The sequence below is a fragment of the Gardnerella sp. c23Ub_4 genome, from assembly GCF_055804115.1.
The window spans coordinates 1,069,916-1,083,183 of the sequence record NZ_JANUYO010000001.1; the positions used below are offsets into that span (position 1 = coordinate 1,069,916).

Here is a 13,268-nt window from a genome sequence, read left to right on the forward strand (position 1 = left end):
TATTTGAAATGTAAAAATGGACTTGCGTGTTTAACGCGTGAGTCCATTTTTGTTTGCAACATATTGTTTGAGCAGATAAACTATTAATCAAAATGCATACAGGGAGGCTGCGTTAAATGGACAACACTTTTGAATTGTCCGCTGCAAAGATGCGCGAACACGGTATGAGCGAAGTTGCTATTAGCCAATTTGAACGTCTTTATAAAGTGTGGAATGAAGCTAAAACTGGCGGATTTATTCGCGAAAACGCAGTAGAACCTATTAAGACTGTGCCAAATTTTCATGAGATTTATGAAACAATTGATCACAATAAAGCCGTTAACGCGTTTTCAAAAACAGCATTTATTAAGCTAAATGGTGGTCTTGGAACGTCAATGGGATTGTCTTGCGCAAAGTCGCTATTGCCAGTTAGAAGACATAAAGCTCGTCAAATGAGATTTATTGATATTATAATTGGTCAAGTTCTTACAGCGCGCCAACGTTTAGGCGTTGATTTGCCTTTGATTTTTATGAACTCTTTCCGCACGTCTAAAGATACTTTACAAGTATTAAAGCGTACAAAAAAATTTTCTCAAGAAAATATTCCTGTTGAAATTATTCAGCATCAAGAGCCAAAGCTTTTAGAGGAAACGGGTGAGCCTGTTTCTTGTTCTAAAGACAGTAGTTTAGAATGGTGCCCTCCGGGTCACGGTGACATTTTTTCAACTATTTGGGAATCTGGATTGTTGGATATTCTAAAGAAAAATGGCATTAAGTACTTGTTCATTTCTAACTCCGACAATTTAGGCGCAAGACCGTCTAGGACTCTTGCTCAGCATTTTGAAAATACTGGTGCATCAATCATGATTGAGGTTGCTAAGCGTACTCAAGCAGACCGTAAAGGTGGTCATATTGTTAGAAGTCTTGAAACTGGCAGAATGATGCTTCGCGAAATGACTCAAGTTGCTGCAGAAGATAGAAGAAGTGCGCAAAGTATTAATAAACATCCTTATTTTAATACTAATAATATTTGGATTCGTGTTGATGCTTTGCAAAAGATTCTTAAAAAATATAAAGGTGTTCTCCCTCTTCCAGTTATTTGCAATCACAAGACTGTTGACCCAACTGATGATTCAAGCGAAAAGGTGATTCAGCTTGAAACTGCTATGGGCTCTGCTGTTTCTCTTTTTGATGATGCAATTTGCGTTGAGGTTGATAGAATGCGATTTTTGCCTGTAAAGACAACTAACGATTTGTTTATAATGCGTTCTGATCGCTTCCATCTTACGGATTCTTACGAGATGGAAGATGGCAATTACATATTTCCAAATGTGGATTTAGATCCACGATTTTATAAGACTATTGATGATTTTAACGAAAGATTCCCGTATTCTGTTCCAGCTTTGGCGGCTGCAAAATCTGTTACAATACGAGGCGATTGGACTTTTGGAAGTCAAGTTTCTATGTTTGCGGATGCTGTTTTAGAAGATACGGGGGAGCCAAGCTACGTTCCAAATGGCGAATTTGTGGGGCCTCAGGGCATTGAACCAGATGAGTGGGTGTAATCACAAAATAAATTCATTCGGGCGTGTCGTGTGGAAAATGGCCTTATTCCAACGTTTTTATAGTGTTGATTAATGGCTTTTTAAGAAAATTGATGACTTTTTTTGAAAATGTCCACACGTATGGCAAAACACCATTAAAATAGTTAAGGTGTGTGTTGAGAATTTAGCATTTTTCGCATGTTTTTAACACAAGATGAAACTACAAAAGAAACGATACGTGAGGACAAATGGCAGAAGGAAGTAACGGAAGACGTCGTTTTTCCGATAAGTGGGGTAAACACGAGCTTGATGTGCTAGCTGTGTTGTCTTCCGCATTTCCACAATGGCTGACTTCGCGTCAGATTGCGCAACGAGTTAAGGCTTATGCCGATTCTTATGGAGAGCTTGCCGACCAAGCTGCAAAGGCTGCGTTTGCAAAGCAATTCCAAAGAGATCGTGCAAAGCTTGCAGCTATGGGTATTGCGATTGAATCTCGTCAGCCTGAATATTCTTCAAAGTCAGAAGGCCAAGATTTTGCATCTTACAGGTTGCAACTTGGTGACGAACCACGCGTGCGTATTCGTTTTGAACAAGAAGAGCTTCCTGTTCTTGCAGCTGCTAATTATTTAGCTCGCTCTATGTCGATTTCTTCTTCTGAATCGCGCAAAGTAGATCAGCAACATTCTTCTGCGTCTCGTACTGCTCCGCGCGTTCCTCAAACACCTATTCCTGGTTTGGGCTTAGATTCGATTGCTCCAGGGCTTGGAACTCAAACAATTCCAGACGCATTGGTTAAGGTTATTGATTCTAGAAGATTTGCAGCAACTGTTGACGTTGATGGTGAACATTTGAACGTTGCATACACTGATTCCGACGATTTAGCAATGTTTGTTCTTGAACATCCAGGTTCTTGCGTTGTAAGCCCTCAAGAAGCTGTGGACGCTTTCTATAGAAGGCTGAATGCTGCTACGCAATTCGTTGAATGCGACGAGAATTACGCTGATCAAAGCGTTGATTCTGCACGTTCTAATGCGGAAGATAATCAAGCCCTTTCGGAAAACGAGCCAGACAAGTCTCGTCAGAAGAAGACGTCTTTCCAAACTGGAAGCGAAGTAGATCGCAGACTTCGACTAATGCTTTTCCTTTCTGCTCATCTTGGAGAAGAATTCCCACTAAATGAGCTTGCTGTAAGATTCATTGGCAAACCTAAGAATGACGATGAACTTCGTAGATTTGTTGCGATTTTGCATAAAGACATTAATACGCTTACTACTGTTTCCGACGATGGCGAGATGGCAGGTAGCCAATTCTTCGATATTGATTGGTCTCTTTTAGAAGCCGAAGGTATTGTTTCCGCAACTAATTCGCTTGGTCTTGAGCGTTTAGCTGGAGTTTCTCAACAATATATGAGCATGCTTACGGCTTCTATCAACTACCTTGCGCATTCTCCTCTTTTGCCTGTTGAACAAAGAAATCAAGCCAAAGCGCTTTACATGCGTTTGCGTAGGCATGTTAGCCCAGGGGAGACTCCTTGGCTTAGCCTTACTGGTTACGAGGTGGAGCCTAGAAATTGTTCTGTTGTTCGCAGTGCTATTAGTGCTAATGCATTAATCGACATGGAGTACACGGACGGTGCTGGTAGAACGCGCAGAAAGATTGTTGCTCCTTCTAAGATTTTTGTTGATGAAGGCGTTTACTACGTTGCTGTTTGGACAGATGTTGAGGCTCAAACTCCACAAGATAAGCGTACTTTTGTTGCAAAAGACACTTCGATTAATAAAGCAAACGGTTTGCCTAGAATTTGGCAGGTTTTGCGCGTTGCAAGAATTGAGCGTGCAGAAGTTGTTAAGCCTATTTGCCCTGTAGAAATTCCAGATGTTCCAGTTAGCGAACTTAGAAAATGGAGTTTTGACAATGGCACTCAAACATGCTTTATTACAGATGAGCCAGATTTGAACTTCTTAAAGAGTCTTTCTGGAGCTACCATCGAGCCTTGTGGAACTGGTGTTAAGGTTCATTTAACGGTTTCTTCCGACTCTTGGTTTGTTGCATTTTGCATTGCTCACGCTCGTCATATTAAAGCTGTTTCTCCAGAAACTTTGCGCACTATGATTATTGCTCGAGCACAGCGAGAATTAAGCGTTAATAATAGCGATTGCCAAAACTTGGAGAATTAAAATGCCATGGTGGATTTGGCTTTTATTAACTCTTTTTATGCTATGCATGATTGGTGCAGGGCTTGCGTACGCGCTTAAATGCGCGTATAAAATTTTAACGAATTGCACAAGTTTTTATACTAAGGCTTATTCTTGTTTTGAAAAGTTGCAAAACAGTGAAGATTCGTTGAAAAAGGATTCATATCCATTTTTTACGCGTCCGATTTTCGATGCTGCGCAACGTGTAGAAGAGGCTCGAATTAGAGTTTTGAAGCGCCAAGAAAAAGTAGGGGATTCTCATAGGACTGTTTGGCAGCATTGGAATAATGTGTCTTTGCGCAAAGAAGATATTGACAATCCAATTTTTAATGAATCTAAAGAAACTAAAGGAAACTAAAGAATAGTTTATGACTACGCTCCCATTATCTCCGTCTCAAAGATTTAGTGCGTTTCGCAAGACTTTGCAACATTCTAAATCAATGGCTGCTAAATTTGAAAGCTCCTTAAGCTTTGATTTGGATGATTTTCAACTTGAGGCAATTGATGCTCTAGAAAATGGAGATAACGTTCTTGTTGCTGCTCCTACAGGTGCTGGTAAAACTGTTGTAGCAGATTTTGCTGTTTTTTTGGGTGTAAATCGCGGTGTTAAAACCTTCTATACAACTCCAATCAAGGCTCTTAGCAACCAAAAATATCATGATTTTTGCGAAGTTTACGGCTCTAATAAAGTTGGTCTGTTAACAGGAGATACATCTGTTAACAGTGAAGCAGATATTGTTGTTATGACAACAGAAGTCTTACGAAATATGCTTTATGAGCGTTCAATAACACTTAATTCGCTTGGATTTGTTGTTCTAGACGAAGTGCACTATTTAGCAGATAAATTCCGAGGAGCAGTTTGGGAAGAAGTTATTATTCATCTTCCGCAAAGCGTTAAAATTATTGGACTTTCGGCAACTGTTTCTAATGTTGAAGATTTTAGCGCATGGATTTCTTCTGTTCGCGGAAACACTCATTTAATCGTAGATGAGCATAGGCCTGTTCCTCTTGAACGTCATGTTATTATCCAAAAAGATGGCCAAACAGAGCCAGAGCTTCTTAATCTTTACGATTCAGACAAAAATGGCAATCCAACGAATCGTGTAAATCTTGCTTTAACTAGAAAGTTAAGCCAGTGGGAAAATGCTGCTTTGCGCAAAAAATCTTCTTATTTAAGTAAAGATAAGAGATTCTCTAAAGGACGATTTTCTAAAAGAAAATCGCGCGATCGCTCTAGTGATTTACAAAAAAATTCCAAGTCGTCTTTAACTGTTCGTCATACTCCTAAAAGATGGGCTGTTATTGACGAGCTTGATTATCTTAATATGCTTCCTGGGATTTACTTTATTTTCTCACGTTCTGGTTGCGATCAAGCTGTTCAGCAATGCTTAAACGCTGGTCTAGCTCTTACCAGCGATGAAGAGATGTACGAGATTCGTAGAATTGTTGATTCAATGATCTCGCAAAATAAGCTTTCTAAAAGTGACTTAAAAGCGCTTAGATTTGAACGCTTTAGATATGCTCTTGAGCAAGGATTCGCGGCTCATCACGCAGGCATGATTGCGATTTTTAGGCATATTGTTGAAACTCTTTTTGAGCGTGGTCTTATTAAGATTATTTTTGCCACAGAAACGCTTGCTTTAGGCTTAAATATGCCAGCTAGGAGCGTTGTTGTAGAAAAGCTAGTTAAGTATGATGGCACAGGTCATGTTCCTCTTACTCCTGGAGAGTTTACTCAACTTACTGGCCGAGCTGGCAGGCGTGGAATTGACGATATTGGTCATGCTGTTTTAATAGACAATCCTGATTTTGACCCAGCTAAAGCGGCTTCTCTTTCTAGTAAGCGTGTTTATCCTCTTCACTCTAGCTTTGTTCCAACTTTTAACATGGCGGTTAATCTTCTTAATAATAGCGATGCAAAAACAGCTCGAGTAACGCTTAGTAGCTCATTTGCTCAATGGGAAGCGAACGCTTCTGCAGCGCGCCTTTTGAGTCGTATTGAAGAGCTTCAAGAGGCGATTAGTGGCTATGAGCAAGCTTTCCATTGTTCTAATGGCGATTTTGCTGAGTTTATGACTCTTAGAATGCGCCTTAAAGACGCTCAACATGATCAGCGTAGAAAACTTAAGCATACGCTGTTTTCCAGCGATTTAGAGCGTTCAAATGCCTTCAAAGAGTTAGATAACAAAATTGCTAGTTTGCGTAGTCAAGAAAGAAACCATCCTTGCGCAAATTGCCCAGATATTCAGAGTCACTTGCATTGGGGCTATTATTGGGCCAGAGAAACAAAAGAGTTAAATCAAGTTAAAGAACGTTATAATTCTAGAACTGGTTCTGTTGCAAGATGTTTTGACCGTATTTGCAACGTTCTTTGTAGTTTGGATTACTTAAAAGAAACAGGTAATACGTTTGCTTTGACTAATAAAGGTCAGCTTCTTAGACGACTTTATAACGAGCTTGATGTTGTTTTTGCGCAAGCTATTTGCGAAGGTATTTTTAACGATTTAACTCCTATTGAGCTGTTGAGTTGTGTATCTTCTTTGGTTTATGAGTCTAGAGGTCCAGTTGGATTGGAGCCAAGAAGATATCCTGGCGGATTAGACGGCGCTGTATTCAATACTGTTTCTAGACTAAAGGAATTGTTTATGCGCATAAGCAATATGTGCTTAAATAATCATCTTGATGCGTTGAAATCGCTTGATTTTGGCGCAGTAGACCTTATATACGATTGGGCGCGAGGCGCTGATTTGCTTGATATTTTGCAAAATACAGATATTACGGGTGGGGATTTTGTTCGTTTTGCTAAAAGACTTATAGACTTGCTTAATCAGCTTGCTGTTCTTAGCGATTATTTAAGAATTTTGCCTAATGTAGACGATTCGTTAGCACACAAAGCATATGAAGCAGTTCAAATAATTAATCGTGGGGTAGTAGCCTATTGTGATGTTTAGTATTTATAGTCCGTGCAATTCGCTAGCTTTATAATGGAAACTAAAAGGAGAATATAATATGGCAGAACGCAGTTTACGTGGTATGAGCATTGGTGCAAAGTCGTTAGAATCCGACGATAATGTTGATTTTGCAGCTCGTAATGATGTTACATATGTTTGTCCTAAAGGGCATAGGACTATTCTCCCGCTTGCTCAAGGTGCAGAAGTTCCAGAAGAATGGGAATGCCGTTGCGGCGCTTTAGCGCATAAAGAAGGCGACGCAGATAGGCCAGATGATGATTTTAATAAGCCAACTCGAACTCATTGGGATATGCTTTTAGAGCGCAGAAGCGAAGAAGAGCTTAAAGCTTTGCTCGATAAGCGCTTGAAAATGCATCACGAAGGTTGGATTCCTGATTACGAGTAGTCTTTGATGTGTAGTTTTACTTTAATTTTGTGATTAATCACTAATATTAATTATTTAATTTAGGATTTTAGGGAAAACTCCATGAAAGTTGTTTTGCTTGATTTAGATGGCACTTTGACTCAATCTCATATGGGAATTATTGCGTGTGCTAAAAAAGCTATGAGCGATTTAGGAATGCAAATTCCAGACGATGAAGAGATGATGCGTTTTGTAGGGCCGTCTATTCTTGAATCTTTTCAACGAAATGGCATGCCAGAAGATTTGCAATTAGAAGGCGTAAAGTTGTATAGAAAGTATTATTCCGAAGTTGCAACTTTTACAGATCCTAAAAATCCTAGTGGTAGTAAAATCACTGGAAGTCTTTTAAATAGTGTTTATGAAGGCATTCCAGAACAATTAAAGAAACTACGTGAATCTGGATATTATCTTGCTACAGCATCTTGCAAGCCAGAATATCAAGTTAAGCCTATTTGTGATTATTTTGGTTTAACAGATTTGATTGATGGAATTTACGGCGCAAGTGCCGATATGTCTAGAATTAAAAAAGACCAAGTTATACGTTATGTTCTAAAAAATATTGGTTTTGACTATTCGCTAGACAAAGCATTAATGGTTGGCGATCGATGGACGGACGCAGATGGCGCATTAGCTTGCTACATTGATTGTCTTGGTTGCGCTTGGGGCTACGCAGAGCCTGGTGAGCTTAAAAAGCACGGTGCTTATAGGATTATTGACAATGTTTGTGATTTGAGCATTGCTATTGATGAATATTTTGATAATTCTAATACTTTGCGCAAATAATATTTATATAAAAATAATTCTATATAAGTATCCGATAATGTCTCTTACGTCATCTGTAGACTCAACAAAAGCGAGTAATTGGGGAGCTGTACCGTCTTCGCGTATGACTTCCCAATCGTCTTTTGAGATGAAGAAAAGTGTATCACGATCACTGCGCTGTTCTAAGATTTGTTCGTCGTCTAAATCTTCTAGTGGTAGCATGTCGAAAAGATCGCGAGAAAAAACAGTGAAAGCGCGATAGCGAGAAGCTGAAACGAACTCATTAAAGATTGCTATATCTTGCTTGTTTTGAAAGTTGTCTTCTTGAATATCAGCGAGTATTTGAAAAGGTGTGCGACTACTTTTTACGCGTGCTTTCTTAAAGTTACCTAAAGTCAATTCTTTAGATATATCACCGTGCACTTTAGACACATATTTAGCAACAATACGCTCAGTACCGTCTCGGCAAACTTGCCAATCTAAACCACCAGAGTCTGCAATAAAATCAACACCATATTTCGCAAGATGACGCTTAAAAGTTTGAGCAATGTAATCGCGAATAGTGTCACCACGTTTATTACAGTGATAACCTTCAAAAGTTCGAGTAGTAATCATAAGCACGTGATAGTGGACATGCCAACCGTTATCACCGAAGGTAACTTCGGTTGCTTTAACATAACCAACGAGAAGATCTTCACGAAAAGAGTGAAAACCACTCGATTGCTGAACTTTGCTAAAAGCGTGACTAATTGATTCCCACAAATGCTTTAATTTGTCACCTCTATGATGACGTTGAGTTAATGTTAGCAAACTTATCACGTAGTTATTTCGTTTAGCCCAGTCAACTAACAGTTTAATTTGTTCAACACGATAGTGCGCGATTTTTGCAGAGCAGACAGGACAACACCAGACATTACTACAGGTAGCCAATCCACCAAACGCGCCAGAACCATCTGATTTTATTTTTTGTACAGCAGCAGCATGATTAATAACATGACCGCAATCGCGAAGAGTATGACGAGTAACGATTTTCTGCATTGTAGAACGCAAAGCCCACAAAGAGCTGACACGTTCTTCCGAATTACCAAGAGCTTGGCGAAGCTTGTGAGACTTGATATTTACTGTCATTTCAATTATCCTTAAAGAGAAATTGTATTGATTATGCTATTATAAAAAAATTATGATAATACTGCAACCATTGGTTGCAGTATTATTTTGCCGTCTCGAACTGCGCACAGTACTGTGCGAACAGTTCGGACGGTCTGATTTTTACGCACGGAGAAGTGCGTGTTTGGGAAGGTTGATTTGAATTGCGGAGCACGGCGAGTCCGTAGAGCGTGTAGAAGTGTGTGAGTATTCGTCATTGCGTGCGATACGCTGATATGTGTCATAGAGTGAAGTTTCTCGTTTTGTCATATGAAAAACATACGTATACAATTTTTTAGCTACATATGCGCCTTGTAATTTATCATAAGAAAGTGTTTCACCATCTGATACATCATTAACGATAATAGTACGTAATAAGCTATGGCAATTAACAATTGTTTTTACCTGTTTACGTAAACTAATGTCAAGTTCTTCCCATATTTGTGAGGACATAACAATATGGAAACGATTTTTACGTTGTTGAGAGATCGCAGCAAGAAAATCAAGACTAATACCACGTTTCTTATTAAAAAATAGATGCGCTTCATCAAGAAGAAGTAATAACCCTTTATCACCAACGGTCATATTAAGAATGTTTTCTAATTCATCATTCGTAAAAAACAGATTTACACGTGGATGATTAATAATAATATTACTATAGCATATGCAATCCGGATAATCTTTTAAAATTTTAAGCGCATAATGTACCATGCTCAAGGTCTTCCCAGATCCTTGAAAACCCTTATACACGCGCGTTCCTGTAGGAAAACCTGTAAAAGCTTTAGGTGACTTATGCCTAAAAGACTCAAAATCTATTTTCATTGAAATATCTCCAAAACCCAACTAGCCGCAAGATTAACTAAATACGCCACATACACAGTAAACTTAAAAACAATTAAAGCAGAAATAAAAAGTATTGTCCAAACAAGCGGTGGCGCAAAACGATGAAGAAACCAAAAAGCAATACTAAAAGCATCAGTAACAAGCGAAACATCAGGAAACGGAATAATAGAAAATAATTTAAACAAACCAGCAAGAAGAACACCAAGTGCCACAAAAATAGCAGTAATAACAGCAGTACGAATACCAACACGAACAAAATCAAGCATACCTACACTCCTAAGAAATCAAAAACCATACTCAAAGACATAGAACGCTCACGCCAAGCACGCACAAGCTCAGGCATTAGACGAAGCAATTTAGCAAAACAACGTAAAGAAATATAAAAAAGGGGGAGAGCTTCTAACGCAATAAGCCATGCAGGAGGAGCAGGAATAGCATCAAAATCAAAATCCAATTTTACACCATTATATGATGCACTAATATTAGGAGGTTTAGGAGATGTAGTAAAAAGATTCGTAAAAAGCGAAGAAAGCTTACTAACATTATTTTCAGCTTTTGTATCATTATCACTCTTCTTAGAAAACTCATTTTTCTTTTTTTCTGCATCAGCATTAGCTTGCTGTTCTTTTTTCTTCTGTTCTTCTCGATCACGCTCCTGATCTTTCAACAACTTTTCTAACTTATGTAATTCAGTTAAAACTTTACCAGTGCGTATATCTTGATAATCATTAATTGAACGAAACCAAGTAAAAATACCATCAATTTTAGAACGAATATCAGCAAGCGTATCATTCACATTAATGAGACGATTAGAAAGCGTAGAAAACCAATTATTAAACTGATCCAAATACGCCTTAATATCAGCAAGATTATCACCCCGAATACGAAAAGCAGTAATGAAATAATTAGCATCATTTTGAAGCTTAGCCACAGACGATAAAGCGCAAGAAGAAGAAAGACACTTAAAATACGCTGTCTTAGCAGCAACATCAACCTGTAAAAGGGAAGAATAAGGATAATTCGATAAAGCACCCCACTTCACGCCAAACGAAGTATCAGAATTCAATTGATGAATCGAAACAGCAACAATATCACCAGCTTGCAAACCAACGGGATAAATAGCATCAATAGACATAATTTGTCCACGAGCTAAAGCAACCGCACCAGTACCTAAATTTGAAAGAGAACCATTAGAAACAGTAATGTTACCATTAATGGGCACGCTATCAACAGGAGTATTAATAGAAGCATTAGCGACGGTCGGAACGCAAACGACGAGGAAAAATAGGACGCACAATAAGCCAAACAATCGAACAAATAATCGTCGTACATAACAAAGCATCAGTAACGAGTTCTGCCGTAAAAAAATGAGTAGAGGGCTGCACTTGTACCGAATACGTCTCATAATTCTCACAAGGAGAACGACTATCATAGGTTTGCGCATACGAAGATAAAAACCACTCATCAGCACTTACACCAGCCTTAACATATACAGCATACTTACGTCTCGATGACCAATCACCAGCACGATAAGAAAACAAACGATTTGTATCAACAATACAAAACGAATCACCATAAACAGGCTTACTTAAACCTTTAGTATTACGAGAATCAACAAAACGCATTATGATCTATACAATAAATCAAAAATCCAGGAAAGGATAAGCCATGTACAAATAGCAGGAACGGCAAGCGGAACAAGCGTCTTTCCTAACTCAACAATAACATCATAAAAAGGTTGAAAATCATACATAGCTTATCCAATGACAACAATAAACGTTAAATATTAGCTTTACCTTTAGAAACGCCTTTAACCAATTTACGGATAATACGGTAACCAAAAGAAAAAACCACAACAAGACCAATAAGAGCACCCGCTGCAGTTAGCTCATTCCACATTGCTCCAGTATTCCAAGCAGTTTGAAACGAAGCAATCCAACCAGCCATACCAGAACCATCAGCTAAAATTTGTGCAGAATACATAATAAAACTCCTTACTAAATAACAACATTTTTAGAATCAAATAAATACTTAACTTCAAGAGGTTTCAAAAAAAGACGAGAAATCTCTTGACCAGCAACAATAACAGCAACATAATCATAAGGATTATTCGCCTTAGACGTTGCATGCACAAGTCGCAAAGTAGCATTAACATCAGTCATTTAATCACCCCCTTTCAATTATCTAGATTTTAGTTTTGGAACATCTTTAAGATTGAGATATAGTGTTAAACCACGAGAACTAAGCCAACGACGACAATATCCGATAATGTACGTTATGTCAGATTTGTTATAAATCACGAATACAACACACTACATAAGAATTAGAATCAGCACACCACTTTCATTTTTTATTATTCATTATTTTTTTTATTCTTAATATTTCGATATTTTCAATATGATATAAATTTTATGTTTTAAGATTCTTTAGTTTTAAGATTCTTTAGATAAATCAGCTCGTACTTGCTTAACAATGCATCCAACTGCGATTGCAAAAACAGCTGAGCCGCCTTCGAGCATGCTAAACATGTTTTCTTGATTATTGTTACATTCCATAACAGATTGACCATCGCAAATTATTGTCATGCGCTCAAGATGATTAACACTATAACAATTCAAAAAAACTATAGCTGTTGTAACATTTGTAAGATTTACTCCAGCGTCTAAAAGTCGCTTAGCAACCGCCATAATAGAAATATCTTTGAAAGAATATAAACGTCTGGATCCAGACCCGTGTGAAGGATTAATCGAAGGCACAATAATGTTTTTTCTAGCCCAATAATCAAGTTGCCTATAGGTTATTCCAGCAATCTTCATTGCAACGCTTCCGCGATACCCAACGGACTCTTCTCCATCGCTAGAAAAAGAAAACAACTCCCCTTGCACTGGCTGATTATTAGATTCATCAAAATCGGCCAGCGCATTCTTTTTAGAAGAGTTTTTCAATACCATTATTGTTTATTGTGTTTATTGTGTTGATCGCTATCGTTTACTAACAGCACTTTGCGTAAAGAACATTAAGCGATATTTGCCAATCATAATCTCATCGCCATTATTAAGAACTGCTTCATCAACTCGATTACGATTAACATATGTTCCGTTTAAGCTGCCCGCATCTGCAATGCTAAAAACGTTCCCATTCCTTCTAAAAACAGCATGCGCTCTAGAAACAGTAGAATCGTCAAGCATAATATCTGCTCTGGAATCACGCCCAACCGATACAACATCTTCGTCTAGCAAATAACGAGACCCAGAAACTGCCCCACGTGTAGAAATAAGCAAAGCGGTGCCTGGCAGTAGTTTTGCTATTGTGTCTAAATCATCCTGCTTTAGAGGGCGGTCTGCACTAGAATTTACAGGAATAGTTATTGCTGGCATGCCAATAATGGTTGTTTCGCCAGCTGTAGGAATAGGTTCAGTCATAA

The 13,268-nt window shown here is 38.3% G+C and carries 15 protein-coding genes; 6 read left to right on the forward strand and 9 right to left on the reverse strand.

Features of this window, described 5'->3' with window-relative positions; all coding sequences use genetic code 11:
• Nucleotides 1–116 precede the first annotated feature (116 nt).
• The 6 genes from NYP67_RS04245 to NYP67_RS04270 all read left to right on the forward strand — a co-directional run bounded on the left by NYP67_RS04245 (nt 117) and on the right by NYP67_RS04270 (nt 7,876).
• Entirely contained in the window at nt 117–1,544 is a 1,428-nt protein-coding gene (locus NYP67_RS04245) for a UTP--glucose-1-phosphate uridylyltransferase (RefSeq protein ID WP_020757638.1), read from the forward strand.
• Between the two features lie 227 nt (nt 1,545–1,771).
• The gene (locus NYP67_RS04250) at nt 1,772–3,700 is read left to right on the forward strand and encodes a helix-turn-helix transcriptional regulator (protein ID WP_004130835.1); all 1,929 of its coding nucleotides are present in this window, start codon (nt 1,772–1,774) and stop codon (nt 3,698–3,700) included.
• A gap of 1 nt (nt 3,701) precedes the next feature.
• Nucleotides 3,702–4,076 carry a hypothetical protein gene (locus NYP67_RS04255; protein WP_004130839.1) on the forward strand — a complete coding sequence of 125 codons (375 nt, stop codon included), beginning with the start codon at nt 3,702–3,704 and terminating at the stop codon, nt 4,074–4,076.
• Between the two features lie 10 nt (nt 4,077–4,086).
• Nucleotides 4,087–6,669, forward strand: a complete 2,583-nt coding sequence (locus tag NYP67_RS04260) for a DEAD/DEAH box helicase (RefSeq protein WP_004130841.1) — start codon at nt 4,087–4,089, stop codon at nt 6,667–6,669.
• A 58-nt stretch (nt 6,670–6,727) separates the two neighbouring features.
• A complete protein-coding gene (locus NYP67_RS04265) occupies nt 6,728–7,075 on the forward strand; it encodes an RNA polymerase-binding protein RbpA (RefSeq protein ID WP_004130843.1) in 348 nt (115 codons plus the stop codon).
• An 81-nt stretch (nt 7,076–7,156) separates the two neighbouring features.
• Nucleotides 7,157–7,876 (forward strand): HAD hydrolase-like protein, encoded by a 720-nt coding sequence (locus tag NYP67_RS04270; protein ID WP_004130844.1) that lies wholly within the window; start codon nt 7,157–7,159, stop codon nt 7,874–7,876.
• Nucleotides 7,877–7,879: 3 nt separating this feature from the next.
• On the opposite strand, the gene NYP67_RS04275 is transcribed toward NYP67_RS04270, so the two are convergent.
• The 9 genes from NYP67_RS04275 to NYP67_RS04315 all read right to left on the reverse strand — a co-directional run bounded on the left by NYP67_RS04275 (nt 7,880) and on the right by NYP67_RS04315 (nt 13,266).
• On the reverse strand, nt 7,880–8,983 hold the full coding sequence (locus NYP67_RS04275) for a protein rep (protein WP_473411205.1): 1,104 nt from the start codon (nt 8,981–8,983) through the stop codon (nt 7,880–7,882).
• Between the two features lie 141 nt (nt 8,984–9,124).
• Entirely contained in the window at nt 9,125–9,823 is a 699-nt protein-coding gene (locus NYP67_RS04280; RefSeq protein ID WP_101886468.1) for a zonular occludens toxin domain-containing protein, read from the reverse strand.
• Nucleotides 9,820–10,110 (reverse strand): hypothetical protein, encoded by a 291-nt coding sequence (locus NYP67_RS04285; protein WP_421791387.1) that lies wholly within the window; start codon nt 10,108–10,110, stop codon nt 9,820–9,822. The genes NYP67_RS04280 and NYP67_RS04285 overlap by 4 nt, the downstream gene beginning before the upstream one ends.
• Before the next feature lie 2 nt (nt 10,111–10,112).
• Nucleotides 10,113–11,066 carry a hypothetical protein gene (locus NYP67_RS04290; RefSeq protein WP_116437129.1) on the reverse strand — a complete coding sequence of 318 codons (954 nt, stop codon included), beginning with the start codon at nt 11,064–11,066 and terminating at the stop codon, nt 10,113–10,115.
• 28 nt (nt 11,067–11,094) lie between these two features.
• Nucleotides 11,095–11,469, reverse strand: a complete 375-nt coding sequence (locus NYP67_RS04295; protein ID WP_032840178.1) for a hypothetical protein — start codon at nt 11,467–11,469, stop codon at nt 11,095–11,097.
• A 154-nt stretch (nt 11,470–11,623) separates the two neighbouring features.
• Nucleotides 11,624–11,827, reverse strand: coding sequence for a hypothetical protein (locus tag NYP67_RS04300; RefSeq protein WP_004130852.1), 204 nt, complete (start codon nt 11,825–11,827; stop codon nt 11,624–11,626).
• 14 nt (nt 11,828–11,841) lie between these two features.
• Entirely contained in the window at nt 11,842–12,006 is a 165-nt protein-coding gene (locus tag NYP67_RS04305; protein ID WP_004130853.1) for a hypothetical protein, read from the reverse strand.
• A gap of 270 nt (nt 12,007–12,276) precedes the next feature.
• Entirely contained in the window at nt 12,277–12,795 is a 519-nt protein-coding gene (locus NYP67_RS04310; RefSeq protein ID WP_004130854.1) for a MerR family transcriptional regulator, read from the reverse strand.
• Between the two features lie 30 nt (nt 12,796–12,825).
• On the reverse strand, nt 12,826–13,266 hold the full coding sequence (locus NYP67_RS04315) for an FHA domain-containing protein (protein WP_004130855.1): 441 nt from the start codon (nt 13,264–13,266) through the stop codon (nt 12,826–12,828).
• Nucleotides 13,267–13,268: the final 2 nt, after the last annotated feature.

Coding starts and splice junctions, on each gene's coding strand:
- NYP67_RS04245 (WP_020757638.1), top strand. CDS start 117: ATGGACAACACTTTTGAATTGTCCGCTGCAAAGATGCGCGAACACGGT.
- NYP67_RS04250 (WP_004130835.1), top strand. CDS start 1,772: ATGGCAGAAGGAAGTAACGGAAGACGTCGTTTTTCCGATAAGTGGGGT.
- NYP67_RS04255 (WP_004130839.1), top strand. CDS start 3,702: ATGCCATGGTGGATTTGGCTTTTATTAACTCTTTTTATGCTATGCATG.
- NYP67_RS04260 (WP_004130841.1), top strand. CDS start 4,087: ATGACTACGCTCCCATTATCTCCGTCTCAAAGATTTAGTGCGTTTCGC.
- NYP67_RS04265 (WP_004130843.1), top strand. CDS start 6,728: ATGGCAGAACGCAGTTTACGTGGTATGAGCATTGGTGCAAAGTCGTTA.
- NYP67_RS04270 (WP_004130844.1), top strand. CDS start 7,157: ATGAAAGTTGTTTTGCTTGATTTAGATGGCACTTTGACTCAATCTCAT.
- NYP67_RS04275 (WP_473411205.1), bottom strand. CDS start 8,983: ATGACAGTAAATATCAAGTCTCACAAGCTTCGCCAAGCTCTTGGTAAT.
- NYP67_RS04280 (WP_101886468.1), bottom strand. CDS start 9,823: ATGAAAATAGATTTTGAGTCTTTTAGGCATAAGTCACCTAAAGCTTTT.
- NYP67_RS04285 (WP_421791387.1), bottom strand. CDS start 10,110: ATGCTTGATTTTGTTCGTGTTGGTATTCGTACTGCTGTTATTACTGCT.
- NYP67_RS04295 (WP_032840178.1), bottom strand. CDS start 11,469: ATGCGTTTTGTTGATTCTCGTAATACTAAAGGTTTAAGTAAGCCTGTT.
- NYP67_RS04300 (WP_004130852.1), bottom strand. CDS start 11,827: ATGTATTCTGCACAAATTTTAGCTGATGGTTCTGGTATGGCTGGTTGG.
- NYP67_RS04305 (WP_004130853.1), bottom strand. CDS start 12,006: ATGACTGATGTTAATGCTACTTTGCGACTTGTGCATGCAACGTCTAAG.
- NYP67_RS04310 (WP_004130854.1), bottom strand. CDS start 12,795: ATGGTATTGAAAAACTCTTCTAAAAAGAATGCGCTGGCCGATTTTGAT.
- NYP67_RS04315 (WP_004130855.1), bottom strand. CDS start 13,266: ATGACTGAACCTATTCCTACAGCTGGCGAAACAACCATTATTGGCATG.